A 19,087-nucleotide genomic window follows, 5' to 3' on the forward strand; every position below is an offset into this window, starting at 1 on the left:
AACAGGGCCGATGATGGTATCAGCCGCGGCAGGTGTGGAGAGGTCCGCAACCAGGGAGTTCTTCACGGAGTACAATCGCGTTGAGGGTATGCCACGCTGGGCAGAGGCGGCGAGATGAGCGAGCAGAAGCCGGCGCCTGAGGAACGTCAGGCGTCCGCGCAGGACCAGGCGCCCGAGGCCAGGTACGAACGGGAGTCGTTTGGATCCTGGCTCCGCGGCCAGCGCGAGGTTCGGCGCGTCGATCTGGAGGCGATCGCGCAGTCCAGCAAGATCAACATCCGCTACCTGGAGTTGCTGGAGGAGGACCGTTTCGACCTCCTTCCCGCCTCCATCTTCGTCCGGGGTTTCCTGCGCGAGTACGCCCGCATCGTCGGCCTCGATGCGGACGAAGTCCTCAACTTCTATCTTGTCGCTTCCGCGGGCGGCGAGTATGAGCGGTCCACGGAAACGGCCGGAAGCCCTGCGTCGACCTGGCTGGTCGGACGAACGGTGGCGATCCTCGTCGGTCTTGCGGTGGTCGCGGCCGCCATCGTCTGGCTTACCGCCCTGGACCGGGATCCCGGCGAGGACGTGGAGACGATGGCGCCCCCGCTGACCGAGACGGCGCCGGAACCGCCGCCAGCCGAGCCGCTGCAGGAGCGTGCCTTGCGGGTCACGATGGAGTTCCAGGGGACGAGTTGGGTCGACGTCTATGTGGACGGCGATCGAACGGTTAGCGAGCTGCGGGTGCAGGGGGAGTCCCTGACCGTTGCGGCCGACGAAGAGGTGCGGCTCACGCTGAGCAGCGTGGCTGTGACGACGATCGAAGTGAACGACGAGCCCTTCGAGCACGGAGCGGTCGACGACGAGGAGATCGTGATCTCCGTCCCACAGCGGGACGTCACCCCCTAGCGCCTTCCCTGTTGGGTCGCGGCCGCTGGACTTCCGGGCTGGGTAACCGTATTCTGCGGCGTTCCATCCGTGCGCTCGATGACGGACGCACGGACTGGGGCGCGAATGGCGCGGCCGCGCCATTCGCGTTCGGTGCGGCGGGGCGTAGCTCAGCCTGGTAGAGCGCACGGTTCGGGACCGTGAGGCCGGAGGTTCAAATCCTCTCGCCCCGACCATCTTGCCGCTTGCCGTCAAGTAGACTGTTGGCGATGAACGCTCCGAAGCTGGCAGGTTCGGCGCGGCTGATCCTTGCCTTCATCCTGATCCTCCTCCCGCTGGCGCTGCTCGCCGCCGGACCGGCGCTGGAAGCAGAGGGCGATGGCGTTGCCGCGGAACCGGAAGTCGGGTCGGAATCCGATGTGGCTCCGCCGGCCGACGGGGATGCGGCCAGCGCGTCCGACCTCGACGCGGAGGCCGGGCCGGAGGTCATCGTCGCGAGGATCGACTCGGCGATCCAGGTCGTCGTGGCTGAATTCATGGAGCAGGTGACGACCGAGGCGGATCTGGCCCGAGCCGAGGCGCTCATCGTGGAGTTGTCGACCCCGGGCGGCGAGATGCAGGCCATGCGCGCCGTCTTCACCGCGTTTCTGGAAGCCGACACGCCGGTCGTCGTGTACGTCTCCCCGAGCGGCTCCCAGGCGGCATCGGCCGGCTTTTTCATCCTGCTCGGCGCGGACGTTGCGGCGATGGCGCCCGGCACGAACACGGGCGCCGCCCACCCCGTGGCGGGCGGAGGTGGAGACATCCCGGGCGCGATGGGCGACAAGGTCACCCAGGACGCGGCGGCGACCGCCCGATCGCTCGCGGCGCGTCGCGGCCGCGACCAGGAGCTCGCCGAGGAGGCGGTGACCGAGAGTAGGTCGTTCTCGGCCGAGGAGGCGCTCGAAGCGGGCCTCGTCGATCTGGTCGCCCCCAGCCTGCAGTCGCTGCTGGTCGAACTCGACGGTCGCGTGGTCGAGAAGCGCGGCCAGGAGAGGACGCTCAGGACCCGCGACGCCTCGGTCCGCCGCGTCGAGATGTCCGCCTTCCAGCGGATCCGTTCGACGATCGCGCACCCGAACATCGCGATCCTTCTCATGTCCCTGGGCTCGATCGGTCTGATCTTCGAAATCACCCACCCGGGTGCGATCTTCCCCGGTGTCGTCGGCGCCATCTGCCTGATCCTGGGACTCTGGGCGATGTCCGTGCTGCCGATCAACTACGCCGGACTGGCGCTGCTCCTGCTGGCCGGCGTGCTCTGGGTGCTGGAGATCAAGATTCCGAGCTTCGGCATGCTGACGCTTGCCGGCGCGATCTCGTTCTGTCTCGGGGCCATGATGCTGTTCCGGGACGCCGATCCCGCGTTGCAGGCGAGTCTCCGGCTGGTCGTGGCGATCGGCATCACGATCGGCCTCCTGGCGCTGGCTCTGGGACGCCTGGCGCTCAAGGCTCAGTTCAGGCGGGTGGCGACCGGCAGCGAGGGACTGCTCGACGAACTCGGGCTGGTCAGCAGCGGCATCGCCGTCGGCGAGCCCGGCAAGGTCCGGTTGCACGGTGAGATCTGGAACGCGGAAGCGGATGTCGCCGTGGCCGAGGGCGACCGCGTCCGGGTCGTCCAGGTGGATGGGATGACCCTGCACGTGGAACCGGTTCGGGACTCGTGAATCACTCTCCAGAAAGGACCTGAATCCGTATGACCACCCTTCCGTTCATTGGCTTCCTCGTCGTTGCGGGCCTCTTCCTGCTCACCAGGTGGATCAACGTCCTGGCCGAATACGAGCGTGCCGTCGTGTTCCGGCTGGGCCGGATTCTGGAAAAGCCGAAGGGACCCGGCCTGGTGCTGGTGCTGTGGCCGATCGACCGCATGGTCAAGGTCTCGCTGCGCACCGTGGTGCTGGACGTGCCGCCTCAGGACATCATCACCAAGGACAACGTCTCCGTGAAGGTGAACGCGGTCGTCTACTTCCGCGTGCTGGAACCGACCAAGGCGATCGTGGAAGTCGAGAACTTCCTGTTCGCGACCAGTCAGTTGGCGCAGACCACGCTGCGGTCGATCCTCGGCCAGACGGAACTGGACCAGTTGCTTAGCGAGCGGGAGACACTGAACGACCAGCTCCAGACGGTGATCGACCAGCAGACCGACCCCTGGGGCATCAAGGTCTCCATGGTCGAGGTCAAGCACGTCGACCTGCCGCAGGAGATGCAGCGCGCGATGGCCAAGCAGGCCGAGGCGGAGCGCGAAAAGCGCGCCAAGGTGATTCACGCCAGCGGCGAGCTCCAGGCCTCCGAGTCCCTCGCCCAGGCGGCCAACGCGATCAGCGCGAATCCGGTCACGCTCCAGTTGCGTTACCTGCAGACGCTCTCGGACATCGCCACGGAACGGAACTCGACCATTCTCTTCCCGTTGCCGCTTGAGCTGTTGAGGGCCTTCGGGAGCTTCCTGGGCCCATCGCGGCAAGAACCCGAAGAGTGAGCCGCGAAGCCTACGAAGCGTATGAGGTCACCCTCAGCAACACCCAGATTGCCGCGTTCGTAGCACTTCTGGTTCTGGCGGTAGTGGGCGCCTTCGCGGCGGGAGTCTGGTGGGGTCAGTCGAAAGCCACAGACCTCGCCGGAGTTCAGGAGGAGGAGGCGCCCGCCTCCGAACCGGCCCTGTCCGTGGTTGAACCGCCTGCCGCCGCGACGGAACCGGAGCCCGCCGAGGTCGTCCGTTTCTTCGGCGTGGCCGGCGATGAAGAAGCCGGCGCCGGCGGTGCCGCTGCCGCGGCCGACGCGCCGAGCCAGGCCGTGGGTGCCGCCCTGGTGGTCCAGGTGTTCTCGAGTGCCGATGCCCAGCAGGCGGCTTCGGTCGAGCAGAAGCTGCGGGCCGACGGCCACCGCGCCTTCCTGTCGCCGCAGACGCTGGACGGTCAGGTGATGCAGCGTGTACGGGTCGGGCCGTTCGAGGACCAGGCCGCCGCCGGGGCCGCCGCGGAGCAGCTCGCGAAACAGTACGGACTCGAGACCTGGATCACGCCGAACAACTGAACGCCCGCCCGGTCGGCCCGCGGGGAACTCCGCGGAACGGGCGGCGGTTGCTGTTCCGGTCGCTCTGGTTTCAACTCGCCCTGAGTGCGGGCGGTGGGGTCTGGTGGGCGTACTGCTTCGATCAGCGGCCCGGGTTGCTGTTGCCGCTCGCCGCGGCGGTGCCCGTGTTCGCCATCGCCGCCGTACCGGGCGGTTCCGTTCCGCCGCCCGCGGCCGGTCGTCGGAACCCGTACGCGGGTGGCGCGCGGACGCGCCACCCGGGTTCATTGCGCCGCCTGTTGCTGGGGTGGTTGCATGGCTTGGTGGCGTGGCTGGTCGCGGTACCGTGGATCGCCAGCACGCTGGAGATCTACGGTGGTCTGCCCGGCTTCGCGTCGGCGCTGCTCCTGGGTCTGCTGGCGATCTACCTGGGGCTCTACCACGGCCTGTTCTGCTGGCTCGCGGGCCGGCTGCTCGCTCGCGGCGATGCGCTGTCCCTCCTGCTCGCGCCGGCGGTCTGGGTCGCTCTGGAGTGGGTTCGCGGGCTCGGCCCCTCAGGGTTCCCGTGGAACCTGCTCGCCTACGCCTGGGTGGACGTTCCCGGGGCTCTCGACGCGACCCGCTGGATCGGAAGTTGGGGCCTCTCGTTCCTGGTCGCCGCCACCGGTTTCGCCCTGTTTCTCCTCGTTGACCGGGAGAGGCGCCGCGGGGCGGCAGCGGCTCTGGTCGCGGTCGCGGCCATCCTCTCGATCGCGCGTTGGACCAACCTGGATCGGCCGCCCGGGAACGAGCGCCGCCTCGACGTGGCGGTGGTGCAGCCCAACATCCACATGGCGACCGCGGCAATGGTCGACGGAGGACCGGACGACCAGTTCGCCGACCTCGCCTCGAATCAGGAGCGGCTCTTCGCGCTCAGCCGCGAGGCCTGCGAACCCGGGCGACTCGTCGTCTGGCCCGAGAGCGCCGGCTGGCCGTACCAGGTGGAACGGGACGGCGCCTTCGCCGGCGATCTCGAGGAAGTCATCGCGGGTGGCTGCTCCCTGCTGCTCAACAGCGCGCGCTGGGACCGGTCGGCCCCGGAGGAGCGGGCGTTCAACGCGGCCTATCTGTTGACGCCCGGTTCGGGCCGCGCCCGGCGCCAGACCTACGACAAGATGCACCTCGTTCCCTTCGGCGAGTACGTGCCGTTCGGCCGCCATCTGCCGGCGGTACGCCAGTTGGCGCGCCAGGCCGGGGGTTTCTCGCCCGGCGACGAGGTTCGCCTCCTCGACGCGGACGGCGCCGTGCTGGGAGTGTCGATCTGCTTCGAGATCGTCTTCCCGGAGCAGGTTGCGGCCCGCGTGCGGCGCGGAGCGAACCTCCTCGTCACGATCACGAACGACTCCTGGTACGGCCGAACGTGGGCGCCCCACCAGCACCTGCGACCCGCCCGTTTCCGCGCGGCCGAGAACGGACGGCCGCTCGTCCGGGCCGCGATCACCGGCATCTCGGCCGTGATCGACCGGCGGGGACGGGTGCTGGCCGACTCACCGATCGACGAGGCGATGGTCATGAGGGCCCAGGTCGTTCCGCTTGGCGGCATGACTCCCTTCGCCCGCGCGCCGCTGCTCGTGCCTCTGCTTTGCGTGGCGCTCGCAGGCTTTGCCATACTGCGCCGATGATTGCCGCTGACGCGAACCGCTCGCTCTCCGATCTGAAGAACCGTCTGGACGGCCTTCGGAGGTATCTTTGACCCGGCGGAGCTCGAGGAGCAGCTTGCGGCACTCGATCACGAGATGCAGCAGCCGGGCTTCTGGGACGCGCCGAGGAAGAGCGCGCCGCTGCTGCGCCGTCGCCGCGCTCTCGAACGGCGGCGGAAGACTCTGGAACGGCTGAACGCCGACCGGGACGAGATCGAGGCCTGGCTCGAACTGCTGGCTGAGGAGGCCCTGGGCGCCGAGGACGACGCCGAACTCGGTTCCTTTATCGACCGGGTTGGGCGTGAATCGACGGCGCTCGACCTGGAACTCAAGCTCTCGGGGGAAGACGACGACCGCAGCGCCCTGCTCGCCATTCATCCCGGGGAGGGGGGTACGGATTCCCAGGACTGGGCCGAGATCCTCCTGCGGATGTACCTGCGATGGGCCGAGCAGAGCGGCTTCGACGTCAAGCTGCTGGAGCGACTGGACGGCGAAGAGGCGGGGCTCAAGAGCGCGACCGTGGCGGTTCGGGGCGAGTACGCCTTCGGCCGTTTGCGCGGCGAAAGCGGTGTCCATCGGCTGGTGCGCATCTCGCCCTTCGACGCGGCGAAGCGGCGCCACACGTCGTTTGCTTCCGTCTACGCGTACCCCGAAGTCGAAGACGACATCGACATCGAGGTCGAGGACAAGGACATCCGGATCGACACCTTCCGATCGTCCGGGGCCGGCGGCCAGCACGTGAACGTGACGGACTCCGCGGTGCGGATCACGCATATGCCCACCGGCATCGTCGTCAGTTGCCAGAACGAGCGCAGCCAGATCAAGAACCGCTCGATGGCGATGAAGATCCTGAAGGCGAGGCTCTACGACAGGGAAGTGCAGAAGCGACGCGAGGAACAGGCGGAACGCGAGGGCCAGAAGATGGAGATCGGCTTCGGTTCCCAGATCCGCAGCTATGTGCTGCACCCGTACCGCATGGTCAAGGACCACCGGACCAGGCTCGAGTTGTCGGCGGTGGAGAAGGTGCTCGACGGCGACCTCGATCCGTTCATCGACGCCTGGTTGGGCCAGCAGCTCGAAACTCCCGATGCCGACCAGTCCTAGCAGCGCCCCCGCAGTCGACTTCGTGTCGCCGCTGCCTCCGGTCAGGTCGGGGATCGCGGACTACAGCGTCGACCTGCTCGACGAACTCGCACCGCTGTGCGACCTGCGCCTGGTCCGCCTGCCTGGGCAGGAGATCGCGTCCCACGTCCTGGACCGATACCAGGTGGTCGACGCCGCGGCGCTCGACCCGACCGTACGCCTGCCCTTCTACCAGATGGGCAACAACGTCTACCACGAGGGCGTCCGCCGGCTCGCCCTGGATTTTCCGGGGGTCGTGACCGTGCACGACCTGCGCCTGCACCACCTGCTGGTCGAGTCGACCCTGGCCTCCGGGGATCTCGATGCCTACGTCAGCGGCCTCGGCGAGGAGCACGGCTGGGAGGGCGCGGCCGCGGCGCTGTCGATCCGTTGGGGTGGCCACGGCCGGGCGCGGCTGTTCGAGATGCCGGCGCACCGCTCCCTGTTGCTCCGGCAGCGGGGCCTCCTGACGCATAGCGATTGGGGTCTCCGGTTCCTTGAGGAGGAGCTGGGCCAGGAGTCGGGGCGGGCCGGGGGCCGGCTGCCGCCGATGCGCCGGGTGCCGATGCCGATGCCGGCGCCCGCTCTACCCGGGCCCGAGCAGGCGGCGGTCTGGCGGCGGCGAGCCGGCGTTCCTCGCTCGGCGGTCCTGATTGGCTCTTTCGGCTTCCAGACGCCGATCAAACGCACGGACGTGCTGCTGCGCGTTCTCGCCGAGCCGGGGATGGAGCAGGCGTATGCGCTGGTAGTGGGAGATGTCGCGCCGGAACTCGATCTCGACGCCCTGGCCCGGGACCTGGGGGTCCAGGATCGGGTCACGATGGCCGGCTTTCTAGACACGGCGACGTTCCCGACGGCCATCGCCGCCTGCGATCTGTGCCTCAACCTGCGCTACCCGAGCGCGGGCGAAACCTCGGCCTCGCTGCTTCGCATCCTCGCGCTGGGCCGGGCCGCGGTGGTCTCCGACTACGCCCAGTTCGTTGAACTGCCGAACGACATCGTGATCAAGGCTCCGCTCAAGGACGATCCGGGCGCTGAGGCCGGCGCGCTCGCGTTCCTGCTGCGGGGTCTTCTCGCCGCGCCGGACCGGCTCGCCGGGATGGGCGCCGCGGCGCGGGCCTTCATCGAGCGCGAGCACCGGCCGGCGTCGGTGGCGCGGGCGGTCTTCGAGGCTCTGGACGAGTGGTCGCGCGCTCCGGTCGGAGAGCGGCCGGCGCCACGGCCGCCGCAGCCGCCATCCCCCACCTCCTTGACCTGGGGCTGGTTGCCGGGGCGGATCGAGGTGGAGGGCTGCGACCCGCCCTGGCCGGATGGCGAGCGTCGTTCGATCGAACTCGTCGTCGCGAACACGGGCTTCGCCACCTGGCTCTCGGGCCACAACCAGGACGGCGGCGTCGTGCTCGAGCCCCAGCTCTGGAGCGGTGGGCGGGACCTGTTCCGGGGCAGGCCCTGGATTCCGCTGCCGCGGGACCTGCCGCCGGGCGACTCGTGCCGGATCCCCCTCAAGCTCCGGCGACCGATCGGCCGGGCCCGGCTCCGGTTCGAGCCGCACCTCTTCGGCGGCGGTTCGATGACTCTCTGCGGCGCAACCGCCTTCGACCGCGCACTGTGATCCACGGCACGGTCGGGCGGCGGTGGTCCTGGCTTCTGCTCGCCGGACTGCTGCTCGCCCTGCTCGCGTCCGCGGTACGGTCGGATGCCGTCGGCGCCGGGGAGCGGGAAATCACGTTCCGTATGGCGGCGCTGAGTCTGGCCTGGGATGGCGACCTGACCTACGGGCGCGTGGACTACGACCGCTACGTCCGCCTCCTCGGGGGAGAGCCTGCCGCGATCGCTCTGGAAAGCAGCTCCGGCGGCGCCCGCATCGGTTTCGCGCGGCCGCCTGCCTACGCCTTGCTGGCGGCGCCGTTCGTCCGCATCTCTCCGCGGTGGGGGCCGCCGCTGCTGAACTGGCTGCTGCTGGCGGTTGCCGCGGCCGGCTCGGCCCTGGTGCTCGAGCGTCGCATCGGTCCCTGGGCGCCGGCCTGGATCGCCGTCTTCGTCGCTGGCACGACGGCCTTCACCCTGTTGCCGCTGCCATCGCCGGGGACGTTCCGCCTCGCCGCATCGGCTTTGGCATGGACGCTCGTCGTTCATGTGATGCCGGCTTCAGGCCGGCGACCGCTTCGAGGCGCAGCGCTTCGCTGGTCTCTCGTCGGTTTCCTGCTCGCCCTCGCGACGGTCGCCTCCGCCGACGGCCTGAGCCTGTTGCCGGCCCTGGCGGCGGCCGCCTGCCTGGCGCTGCTTCAGCCGCGACGGGGAGCCGCCTTCCTCGCCCTCGCCATGACGGCGGTGCTGACCGCGGGCGCGTCTCTCGGCGTCTCGGCTCTGGCGCGCGGCGGCTTCGCGGCGGTGGAGCGCGCCGTCTTCGATCCCTCGACCGGCTTCCCGGCGGTCGACTTCGAAGCGGAGGAGTGGAGCCTCGACCCGGCATCCGCGCGATCGCTGCCGCTTCGTCCCGCGCCGGACCTGGGGGCCGTCCTGGCTGTGGACTCCGAGACCCTCTTCCATGCGGTCGCCGGCCGGACGATCGGAATCGCGCCGTACTGTGCACCCCTGGTGTGGGCGGCGCTCTCGGGCCTGTTCGTCGCCGGTTGGCGGCGGGCGCTCCTCCTTGGCGGGATCGCCTCGGTCGCCGCGCGCGTTGTTCTCTTCCCGTTCGACCTCGGCGATGAGTCGGTGCTTTGCGGCCCCGGCGGGATCGGCGCCGTTCTTCCGATGTTCTGGTTCCTCGCCGACCGGCTGCGGCTGGCGAGGATCGCCGCGGTCGCCGCCTCTTCGGCTCTCTTCCTGTACCCGCTCTGGCTGCGGCCCGCCGCGGCGTTCGGGCCGTCCCCGGCGCCCGAGGGTGCACTGCACCGTTTCCTGCCGGTGGAGACCGGCCAGCGTCCGCGGGCCGGAGAACCGGCGGACCTGTTCGCCGATGGCGTCTGGCTGCGGCCCGTTGCGGGCAGGATCACTTCGTTCGGTGAGTCGGGACTCCTGGTCGAAGGCGGGTCGGCGGAGTTTCTCGTCGCGTGGGAACCGGCCGCGCCCGCCAGCCGGGAGACGGACGACGAGGGGAGCCGGCCGCGGCTCCGGATTCTCCTGGAGCGGGAGGGCCCGGCCCTGGAGGTCGTGGGCGCCGAAGTCGAGGAGAGCAGGCCTCTTCCATCGGGCCGAAGGTCGGTGCGCCTGCTCCTGGACGCACCCGAAGCGCGCCACCGGATGTGGTGGTCGAACGGGTCCGTCGACCTGTTTCGACTGGGTCTGACTCTGGACGGAGGCGACGATCCGGCGTCGAAGCACGTGCTGGGGATAGGGTCGGTGCCGTGAGCTGGATCCTCCAGATTCAAGGCCGGCTCGAGGGGTCGAGGCGGCTGCCCGCGGCGCCGGATGGCGAAGGCACCGGCGTCGCGGTCGTTGTGCCTCTGTACGTCGAGTCGGCCGAACTCTGGACGGTGTTGCGGGAAGAGCCGAACGAGTCGCCTCCGCTCAGTTTCCCGGCGGCCGCCTTCGAGGGCGACGACCCGTGGCCGACCGTGGCGCGGCTCGGCAGCGTCGGTCTCGGTGTCGACCCGTCGCGAATCCTGCGGCTCGGCGAGCTGGACGAGGTCGGGGGCAGTGGCGGCTTCAGGATGCGGGCATGCGTGGTCGCGGTTCCGTCTCCCGAGGACGACGGCAGCAACACGGAGGCGCCGGGCGTTCGCCTCCCGCTCTCCGCGCTCCGGCACCCCCGGCTGGTGGAGGAACGGGCGTTCGAGATCGAGGGGCAGCAGGTGCCGCTCGCCGTCTACCACCTCGGGCGGCACCGCTTGTGGGGGCCGGCCCTCGACGTGCTGCTCAAGCTTCTGGAGGTGCTGGAACGCCCGGAAGCGGTGCGGGAGGCGCCGGTCGCTGCCAGCTTGAACTGACGTTCCCAGCGCACGCTCAGGCGACGCTACAATGCCCCCGGATCCGACCCGCCGGGTTCCTGAACCAGGGGAGAACATGGCCGATATCGCGCGCATCGAAGAGCTGCTGGGCAGTGAGGCGGAGAGCCTCCTCGGACACGTCTGCAGGGGAATCCCGAAGGACCACCTGACGGTGCCGGGGCCCGACATCGTCGACCGGGCGTTCGGTCCCTCCGACCGGAACAACCGCACCCTGGCGAGCCTGGAACGTCTGCTCGGCCACGGCCGTCTCGGCGGTACCGGCTACGTGTCGATCCTTCCCGTGGACCAGGGCATCGAGCACTCGGGAGCTGCTTCGTTCGCTCCGAACCCGATCTACTTCGATCCCGAGAACATCATTCGGCTGGCGATCGAGGGCGGTTGCAACGGCGTCGCCTCGACCCTGGGCGTGCTGGGTAGCATCGGTCGCCGCTACGCGCACCGGATCCCCTTCATCGTCAAGCTCAACCACAACGAGAGCCTGACGTACCCGCATACCTACCACCAGGTCCTCTTCTCGCAGGTCGAGCAGGCCTGGGATCTCGGCGCCACGGCGGTGGGCGCCACGGTGTACTTCGGCGCCGACGTGTGCCGCGAGGAACTGGTCGAGATCGCCGAGTGCTTCCAGCAGGCACACGAACTCGGCATGGCCTGCATTCTCTGGTGCTACCTCCGCAACAGCGCGTTCGTCGTCGACGGCGTCGACTACCACGACTCGGCGGATCTCACCGGGCAGGCGAACCACATCGGCGTGACGATCGAGGCGGACATCGTCAAGCAGAAGCAGGCGACCAAGAACGGCGGCTACCCGGCGGTCGGCTTCGGCAAGACCCATGACCTCGTCTACAGTGACCTGGTGTCCGACCACCCCGTCGACCTGGTGCGTTGGCAGGTCGCGAACTGCTACATGGGCCGGGTCGGTCTGATCAACTCCGGCGGTTCGTCAGGGGGCGCCGGCGACCTGGCGGCCGCTGTCCGGACTGCTGTGATCAACCGCCGCGCCGGCGGCCAGGGACTGATCTCCGGCCGCAAGGCGTTCCAACGGCCGATGGCGGAGGGCGTCGAACTCCTGAACCACATCCAGGACGTCTACCTCTGCGAGGACCTCACGATCGCGTAGGCGATCCGTCCAGCAGGTCCGCGATCTCCTCGTGACGCGCTTCGGCGTCCTTTTCGCCCACCTGGATCAGAGCCCGGATGTAGTCGGGCTGGAACATCAACAGACTCAGCAGGTCGGGGCTCTTCGTGTCGCGGGTGCCGAGACCGCGGGTCATGAAACGGAACGCCTTGGGCAGCCGGGGCTCGAAGCGGCCGGCGAGCTGCCCCAGGTCCTCGGAGGGCCGCAGCAGCACGAAGTCGACGAGGCGGAGCGAACCTCGTTCGGACTCCGGCATCCGGGCCAGCAGGCCGTTCACGAGTTCCATCCGGTTCGCGTCCTGGTCGAGCTGGTCCAGGAACACGGCGTTGAGGAGCACGCCCGCGAACTGGGCCGGCGGCGGGTAGGCGGCGGCAGCCGTCCTGGGCGCCAGAGGCTCGTGACGCGTGGACACTGCGATCAGGCGGTCGCAGCCCAGGTGCAGGGCCGGGGACAGCGGTGAGGTCAGGCGGACGCCGCCGTCGCCATGCCAGGCGTCGCCGATCCGTACCGCCGGAAAGATCAGCGGCAGTGAGGCGGAGGCGAGCACGTGGTCGAGCGTCAGCCGCGCCCGCTCCGAGCGGCGCTTCGGCCGTTCCCAGGTCTCGATGTCGCGGCCCTGAACCCAGGTGACCGTCTGCCCCGTCGACCACTCGACGGTGGTCACGGCGACCGCGTCCAGACGGCCGCGGTCCAGGTTCTTCGCGATTCCCGGCAGAACGTGGCCATTGCCTGAGTCGGCGCCGAGCACCTCGCCAAGGTGCCCGCCCAGCGGCGACGTGTCCACCAGACCGCGAACCTCGGGCCGGTAACGCAGACCACCCGAAGCCAGGTTCAGCAGCCAGCGGACGACCATGCCGCCCAGCGACCAGCCATCGTCCCGGAACACGTGATCGGGCGTCAGCTCAAGCCAGATCCGGCTCAGTTCTTCCGTTGCCTCGGCTGCGCTGCCCTGATGGGAGGCGAGGAAGGAAGCGTTGATCGCGCCCGCCGAAACACCGGTCAGCACGTCGAAGTGAAACTCAGGCAGCCGCTTCGCCAGGTGCCGGACCAGCCCGACCTGGTAGGCCGCCCGCGCGCCGCCGCCGGTGAGCACGAGACCAATTCGGCAACCGCGGTCCCGGTGGCCGCTGCCTTTGGACCGGGATGCATGCGGTTTCTCGGTCTCCAACGGCACGATCTGGAACACTACTGGACAGGAAGGAGCTGACCGACGATGGAACTGGGCAACGCTGCAACGATCCGCTCGGTCTATCTGGGACGCGTGGGCTACGAGGCCGGCGTCGAGTTGCAGCACCGGGTCCGGCAGTCCATCCTGGACGCCGACTCCGATGCGGCCGACACGTTGCTCCTGCTCGAGCATCCGCCGACTTACACGGTGGGCCGGAACTGCGACCGCGACGATGTGCTGGCGGCGCCGGAGTGGCTCGAGCAGCGTGGAATCGCCGTCGCCGAATGCGACCGCGGGGGCCGAGCCACGTATCACGGTCCCGGCCAGCTCGTGGGCTACCCGGTCATGGATCTCCGGCCCGACCGCCGCAACGTCCGCGCCTACGTCCGCGACCTGCAGGAGGTGCTGGTCAGGACGCTTGCGGCGTTCGGCGTCGCTGCCGTGGGCGGCGAGCAACGGGAGCGTATCGGCGTCTGGGTCGGTAGCCGAAAGATCGCCTCGATCGGCATCCATCTTCGGCGCTGGGTCACCACGCACGGCTTTGCACTCAATGTCTGCACCGACCTGGACGACTTCGCCGGCATCCTCTCGTGCGGCTTCGATGCCGGTGTGATGACCTCGATCGAGGAACTCACGGGCCGCCGGCCCGGTCTGGAGGACGTCGCCTGGTGTTGCGCGGAGAACTTCGCGCAGGTTTTCGAGCGTCGTCTCGTCTCTGCGGAACCCGCCGAGATGGGCTTCGGGCCGGCGCTGCGCAACGCTAGGATCCATGGTGACACGCGGTTACGGGAGGCTCGGCCGCCCGAGTCGTAAACCCACATGGACCAACTCGTCGCCATCGGCGTCCGGCACGGTTCGGCCGGCGCGTCCCGTTTGCCCAGGCCGGACTGGCTCCGCATCCGGCTGAGTACGCCGGAGCCCTACCAGCGTGTCCGCCGGCTGATGGAAGGGCTGAACCTGAACACGGTGTGCGAGGAGGCCCGCTGTCCCAACATCTACGAGTGTTGGGGCGAGCACGGAACGGCCACCTTCATGATCCTGGGCGACACCTGCACGCGCCGCTGCGGGTTCTGCGCCGTCCACACCGGCCGGCCTGCGGCCGGTGTCGACGCGGGCGAGCCGGCCCGGGTGGCGGAAGCCGCAACCGCCATGGGCCTCCGGCATGTCGTCGTCACCTCGGTGGATCGGGACGACCTTCCGGACGGCGGCGCCGGGCACTTCGCTGACACGATCCGTGCGATCCGGGACCAGCTTCCGGAGGCCGCGGTCGAGGTGTTGACCCCAGACTTTCGGGGCGTGGAGGATGCGCTCGACATCGTGCTCGCCGAGCGCCCCGAGGTCTTTTCGCACAACATGGAGACCGTTCCCCGGCTGTACCGGCAGGCGCGGCCCGGCAGCAGCTACGAGCGAAGCCTGGCGCTGCTGGCGGAGGCGGCGGCGAGGCGCGACAGTGGCGGCTACGAGGGCAGGGTGAAGACCGGTCTGATGGTCGGCCTCGGCGAGACGACGGCCGAGCTCGAAGCGACGATCCGGGACATCCGGTCAGCGGGAACCGAGATCCTGACCATCGGTCAGTATCTGCAGCCGTCCCGCGACCACCTGCCGGTCGACCGCTACGTGCATCCGGACGAGTTCGCCCGCCTGCGCGGCTTCGCTCTCTGCCTGGGCTATAGCCACTGCGAATCGGGTCCGCTCGTGCGCAGCAGCTATCACGCTCACGAGCACGTCGCCCGCCCCTGATGGAGACCCCGTGACCGTCTTCTCACGGGTGGTCGGCTGGTCCCTGCCGCTGATGCCGCCGCCGCTGGTGCGCTGGGCGGCCGCGCCCTACGTGGCCGGCGACGAGCCGGCGGACGCCCTCGACTGCGCCGCCGCGCTCAACCGCCGCGGACTCGCCGGTACCCTGGCGCTGCTGGGCGAAGAGATCGACAGCCCGGAACTCGCCGCCGAAGGAACGGGCCTCTACATCGACCTGGTCGACGCGCTCGCCGACCGCGGTCTCGACTGCAACGTGTCGGTCAAGCTCACGCTCCTGGGCCTCAAGGTCTCCCGCTCCCTCTGCCGCGATCACCTCTTCGAGCTCGTGATGCGGGCCGAAGCCCGCGGGAACTTCGTCCGAATCGACATGGAGGACCACACCTGCACCACGGCCACGCTGGACCTGTATCGGGAGGCTGTGGCCGCTTCGCGAACGCGTGCCGCGGTCGGGGGACCGACAGGTTCCGGCGCCGGTGGCGACGCGGTCGGCGTGGTGCTCCAGGCCTACCTGCACCGCACGCTCGCCGACATCGCGGCGCTGCCCGAGGGCGCCAACGTGCGTCTGTGCAAGGGCATCTACGTCGAGCCGCCAAGCGTGGCGATCCAGGATTACGGCAGGGTGCGCAGGAACTTCCTGGCGGCCCTCGAGGCCCTGTTCGACCGTGGCGCGTACGTCGGCATCGCCACCCACGACGACTACCTGCTGCGGGAATCGGCGGCGATGATCGAGCGCCGCGGTCTGGCGGGTGACCGCTACGAGTTCCAGATGCTGCTCGGGGTGACCGAGGAGCGTCGCGACCGGCTGGCGAGGGCCGGGCACCGCGTGCGAATCTACGTGCCCTACGGCCGGCAGTGGTACGCGTACTCGACGCGCCGGCTGCGCGAGAACCCGAGCATCGCCGGCCATGTGGCGCGGGCGTTCCTCCTGCGCCTGATTCGAGGGCAGACGAGCGCCGCCCGCTAAGTAGGGCAGAATCGTCGCCTTCCGCGGGCGCGCCAGTTCCGCGGTTCATCTCAGAGGGAGACGAGAAGGTGACTGCGAGTATCGACAGGGACGCTGCCCGGAGCGGCGAAACCCGCGTCGCCGTGATCGGCGCGGGCGAGATGGGCCGGACGTTGATCGGCGGCTGGCTGGATGCCGGCGCCGTCGCCGCGGAGTCCATCTTTGCCACCGCCGGGCACAGGGAGCGGATCGCCGCCGTGGGCGAGAGGTTCGGGATCGAGGGCGCGGTCGACAACCGCCGCGCCGCCGAGTTCGGCGACATCGTTCTGCTGGCGGTCAAGCCGCAGACGGCGGACCTTGTGCTTCAGGAGATCGGCGACCTGCTCCATCCGGGCCAGGTCCTCGTCTCGATCCTCGCTTCGGTCAAGACGTCCTACATCGAGGATCGGGTGCCGGCCGAGGTTCCGGTTGTGCGCGCGATGCCGAACACGCCGAGCCGGGTCGCTGCCGGCATGACCGCGCTGTCGCCGGGCCGTTTCGCGTCCGCCGACCACGTGGCGCAGGCGGAACGCCTGTTCCTGCCGCTCGGGCGCACCGTGGTGGCCGACGAGAAACACATGGACGCGATCACCGGGCTGTCGGCTTCGGGCCCGGCGTTCCTTTACATCGTGATCGAGGCGCTGGCCGAAGGCGGCGTCAAGGCGGGGCTGCCGCGGAAGATGGCGATCGAACTCGCGGCCCAGACGTGCCTCGGCGCCGGCAAGATGGTGATCGACACGGAGCGGCACCCGGCCCTGCTCAAGGACGAGGTGACGACGCCGGCGGGCTGCACCGTCGACGGCATTCTGCGCCTGGAGGAGGGCGGCCTCCGCGTGACGCTGATCAAGGCGATCATCGAGGCGGCCGCACGCGCCCGCGAACTGGTGCCCGACGAGTAGGGGCGGCCATGCTTCGCTCCCTGCACGTCCGGAACCTGGCCGTGATCGAACGGGCGGAGCTCGAGTTCGGGCCCGGGCTGAACGTTGTCACCGGCGAGACGGGAGCGGGCAAGTCCCTGGTCGTCGATTCGCTCTCGCTGCTCGCGGGGGGGCGCGCGAGTTCGGAGATGATTCGCACGGGCGCCGGCACGCTGGCGGTCAGCGGCGTCTTCGAGCCCTCGGGCGCCGTCTGGCGCGGTCAGCTCGAAGAGGCCGGCGTGCCGGCCGACGGCGACGAGCTCCTGGTTCGCCGCGAGGTCACCCGGGAGGGACGGAACCGGGTGTTCGTCAACGACCATCCGGTCACGGCGAGGCTGCTCTCGACTGTCGCCCACGGTCTGATCCGCATCTTCGGCCAGCGGGACGAACTCGGCATGTTGTCGGCCGATCTCCAGCGGGCCTGGCTCGACCGCTCCGGCGGCGACTCGCTGGCGGCACTGGTCGAGTCCTGCCGCGAGGCCCACGTCGCGTACCGCGAGGCTGCCGACCGGCTCGAGCGGCTCTCCATGGACGACCAGCTTCGCCAGGAACGGATCGACCTCCTCAAGTTCCAGACCGCGGAGATCGACGCCGCGCGCCTGCTGCCCAGCGAGGACGAAGAGCTGCGAGCCGAGCGCGAGGTGCTCCGCCACGCCGAGGCGATCGCGGGTGCGCTCCACCGGGCGATCGCGCTGCTCAGCGAGGACGAACTGGCGGTTGACGGTCGAGTCGCGCAGGCCGGAAACGCGCTCTCGGAGATTTCGCGCTGGCAGCCGGAGGCCGAGTCCTGGGTCGAGATCCTGACTGGGATCGGCGCGACCGTGAACGACGTCTCCCAGGAGCTACGGACCCGGGCGGCTGGCTGCGAGTCGGACCCGGCTCGTCTGAACCAGATCGAGGAGCGGTTGAGCGTGATCGAGCGTCTGACCCGCAAGCACGGCGGTAGCAGCTCGGATGTCCTGGAGCACGGCCGCCGCCTGTCGGAGGAGCTCCTCGAGCTGGAAACGGCCGATGTGCGCCGGGAGGAAGTGGAGCAGGAGGCCGCCGCGCGCCTCTCCGAGTACGCCCGGCGGGCCGAGACGCTCTCGGCCGCCCGGCGCGAGCAAGCCGGCGCTCTCGAGCGTGAGGTCCTCGGTCATCTCCTGGACCTGGCGTTCGAACGGGCGGTGTTCGAGGTCGAGGTCGCCCGGGAACTTCGGGCCGGCAGCCCGCTCGAAGTCGATGGCGAGCGGGTCGCTTTCGACGCCGAGGGCGTCGACCGGGTCAACTACCGGTTCAGCGCGAATCCGGGGGAGGATCCGCGGCCCCTGTCCCGGGTCGCTTCCGGCGGCGAACTCGCGCGCCTGTTCCTGGCGCTTCAGACCGCGGTTCGGGGCGGCGGTCCGGCCGAGGGATCGACCCTCGTGTTCGACGAAGTGGACTCCGGCGTCGGCGGCGCGGAGGCCGCGATCGTCGGGCGCAAGCTCCAGCGCCTCGCCGCCGGCGGCCAGATCCTGGCGGTGACCCACCTGCCCCAGGTGGCGTCCCGCGGCAACCTCCACCTCGAAGTCAGGAAGGAGGTCCACGCCGGCCGGACCCGAGTCGACGTCCACCGCCTTGAGCACGAACGCCGCATCGAAGAAGTCGCCCGCATGCTCGCCGGAGAAGAAGTCACGGACGCCTCCCGCTCGGCGGCCGCCGAACTGCTCGCGGCGGGATCGGCGGTGTAGGCGGTCCATTGCCGGTGCGCCGGCCTGACATCCGACCGCCCGAAGACGGGCGCTCGGACTGTGACGCTGGCGGCGCGGGACGCGCCACCAGGGTGCTGGCCGGCATTCGGAGTGCAAGTCGCTAGGCTCACCGGCCATGCTCGACGTATGGCCCTGGGACGGCGACCTGAGCGAGGTGAGAACGGCCCTCTCCGAAGGGCGGATCCTGGCGATCCCGACTGAGTCCTCCTACGGCCTGGCCGTCGATCCAAGCTCGATAGCAGGAGTTGAAGCGATCTACCGGCTCAAGGAGCGAGAGCGCGGGAAACCACTGCCGGTCGTGGCCGCCAACCTTGAACAGGCCATCGACCTCGGCGTTGAACGGAATGACGCGATTCGGATGGCCGAGGCACACTGGCCGGCCTCGCTCACGGTGGTTGCGTCGCTACGCTCCGGCGTGTCGGTTCCGGCGGCTGCCGGGGGAGACACTTTGGCGGTGCGGGTGCCGGACCATGACCGGCTCCGTGCACTCCTGCAGGCTCTCGGTCATCCGCTCACCGCGACCAGTGCGAACCGGAGCGGCGACCCGCCCGCGTGTGGCCTGGCGGACCTCGAACCGATCCTCGGCGACTCCGGCGCACTGGTGATAGGCGGCGAGCAGACCCCCGGGGGGCTGGCATCCACCGTGGTATCTTGGAGTTCCGCCGGTTTGCGGGTGTTGCGCCGCGGGCGCTTCGAGTTCTGATTCCGCGGCCCGCGCAGTCGTCAGG

17 protein-coding genes and 1 tRNA gene are annotated in these 19,087 nt (G+C 69.7%); 17 read left to right on the forward strand and 1 reads right to left on the reverse strand.

From position 1 onward, the window contains the following. Positions 1–114: 114 nt before the first annotated feature. The 11 genes from OXI49_02175 (at position 115) to OXI49_02225 (ending at position 11,786) form a co-directional block, all read left to right on the forward strand. Positions 115–891, forward strand: a complete 777-nt coding sequence (locus tag OXI49_02175; protein MDE2689288.1) for a DUF4115 domain-containing protein — start codon at positions 115–117, stop codon at positions 889–891. A gap of 138 nt (positions 892–1,029) precedes the next feature. Then, a tRNA-Pro gene (locus OXI49_02180) sits at positions 1,030–1,106 on the forward strand. A gap of 33 nt (positions 1,107–1,139) precedes the next feature. Then, on the forward strand, positions 1,140–2,573 hold the full coding sequence (locus OXI49_02185) for a nodulation protein NfeD (protein MDE2689289.1): 1,434 nt from the start codon (positions 1,140–1,142) through the stop codon (positions 2,571–2,573). A gap of 29 nt (positions 2,574–2,602) precedes the next feature. Next, a complete protein-coding gene (locus OXI49_02190; GenBank protein MDE2689290.1) occupies positions 2,603–3,382 on the forward strand; it encodes a slipin family protein in 780 nt (259 codons plus the stop codon). Beyond that, positions 3,379–3,936 (forward strand): SPOR domain-containing protein, encoded by a 558-nt coding sequence (locus tag OXI49_02195; protein MDE2689291.1) that lies wholly within the window; start codon positions 3,379–3,381, stop codon positions 3,934–3,936. The genes OXI49_02190 and OXI49_02195 overlap by 4 nt, the downstream gene beginning before the upstream one ends. 47 nt (positions 3,937–3,983) lie before the next feature. Beyond that, complete coding sequence (gene lnt, locus OXI49_02200) at positions 3,984–5,576, forward strand: apolipoprotein N-acyltransferase (GenBank protein MDE2689292.1); 1,593 nt, start codon at positions 3,984–3,986, stop codon at positions 5,574–5,576. Then, positions 5,573–6,698 (forward strand): peptide chain release factor 2 gene (gene prfB, locus OXI49_02205; GenBank protein MDE2689293.1). Its coding sequence is split into 2 segments (ribosomal slippage): positions 5,573–5,635 and positions 5,637–6,698, totalling 1,125 coding nucleotides; the frame shifts between segments, so codons are not numbered across the junction. Before lnt ends, prfB begins: the two co-directional genes overlap by 4 nt. Continuing rightward, positions 6,682–8,328 carry a hypothetical protein gene (locus OXI49_02210; GenBank protein MDE2689294.1) on the forward strand — a complete coding sequence of 549 codons (1,647 nt, stop codon included), beginning with the start codon at positions 6,682–6,684 and terminating at the stop codon, positions 8,326–8,328. Before prfB ends, OXI49_02210 begins: the two co-directional genes overlap by 17 nt. Beyond that, entirely contained in the window at positions 8,325–10,070 is a 1,746-nt protein-coding gene (locus OXI49_02215; protein ID MDE2689295.1) for a hypothetical protein, read from the forward strand. The genes OXI49_02210 and OXI49_02215 overlap by 4 nt, the downstream gene beginning before the upstream one ends. Then, the gene (locus tag OXI49_02220) at positions 10,067–10,648 is read left to right on the forward strand and encodes a hypothetical protein (GenBank protein MDE2689296.1); all 582 of its coding nucleotides are present in this window, start codon (positions 10,067–10,069) and stop codon (positions 10,646–10,648) included. Before OXI49_02215 ends, OXI49_02220 begins: the two co-directional genes overlap by 4 nt. A 76-nt stretch (positions 10,649–10,724) precedes the next feature. Continuing rightward, positions 10,725–11,786, forward strand: coding sequence for a class I fructose-bisphosphate aldolase (locus OXI49_02225; GenBank protein MDE2689297.1), 1,062 nt, complete (start codon positions 10,725–10,727; stop codon positions 11,784–11,786). Here OXI49_02225 and OXI49_02230 read toward each other — a convergent pair. After that, positions 11,773–12,897: a patatin-like phospholipase family protein gene (locus tag OXI49_02230; GenBank protein MDE2689298.1), complete on the reverse strand. Its 1,125-nt coding sequence runs from the start codon at positions 12,895–12,897 to the stop codon at positions 11,773–11,775. The two genes, OXI49_02225 and OXI49_02230, sit on opposite strands and share 14 nt — an antisense overlap. Positions 12,898–13,017: 120 nt before the next feature. On the opposite strand from OXI49_02230, the gene lipB reads away from it, so the two are divergent. The 6 genes from lipB to OXI49_02260 all read left to right on the forward strand — a co-directional run bounded on the left by lipB (position 13,018) and on the right by OXI49_02260 (position 19,062). Further along, positions 13,018–13,785: a lipoyl(octanoyl) transferase LipB gene (gene lipB / locus OXI49_02235; protein MDE2689299.1), complete on the forward strand. Its 768-nt coding sequence runs from the start codon at positions 13,018–13,020 to the stop codon at positions 13,783–13,785. A gap of 6 nt (positions 13,786–13,791) precedes the next feature. After that, positions 13,792–14,712 (forward strand): lipoyl synthase, encoded by a 921-nt coding sequence (lipA, locus tag OXI49_02240; protein ID MDE2689300.1) that lies wholly within the window; start codon positions 13,792–13,794, stop codon positions 14,710–14,712. Between the two features lie 10 nt (positions 14,713–14,722). Then, the gene (locus OXI49_02245; protein ID MDE2689301.1) at positions 14,723–15,694 is read left to right on the forward strand and encodes a proline dehydrogenase family protein; all 972 of its coding nucleotides are present in this window, start codon (positions 14,723–14,725) and stop codon (positions 15,692–15,694) included. A gap of 68 nt (positions 15,695–15,762) precedes the next feature. Beyond that, positions 15,763–16,611, forward strand: coding sequence for a pyrroline-5-carboxylate reductase (gene proC, locus OXI49_02250; protein ID MDE2689302.1), 849 nt, complete (start codon positions 15,763–15,765; stop codon positions 16,609–16,611). 8 nt (positions 16,612–16,619) lie between these two features. Beyond that, positions 16,620–18,338, forward strand: a complete 1,719-nt coding sequence (recN, locus tag OXI49_02255) for a DNA repair protein RecN (GenBank protein MDE2689303.1) — start codon at positions 16,620–16,622, stop codon at positions 18,336–18,338. Positions 18,339–18,474: 136 nt separating this feature from the next. After that, positions 18,475–19,062: an L-threonylcarbamoyladenylate synthase gene (locus tag OXI49_02260; protein MDE2689304.1), complete on the forward strand. Its 588-nt coding sequence runs from the start codon at positions 18,475–18,477 to the stop codon at positions 19,060–19,062. The last annotated feature ends 25 nt before the right edge of the window (positions 19,063–19,087 follow it).

Source organism: Acidobacteriota bacterium, from assembly GCA_028875725.1.
In the GTDB taxonomy this organism is placed as follows: domain Bacteria; phylum Acidobacteriota; class Thermoanaerobaculia; order Multivoradales; family Multivoraceae; genus Multivorans.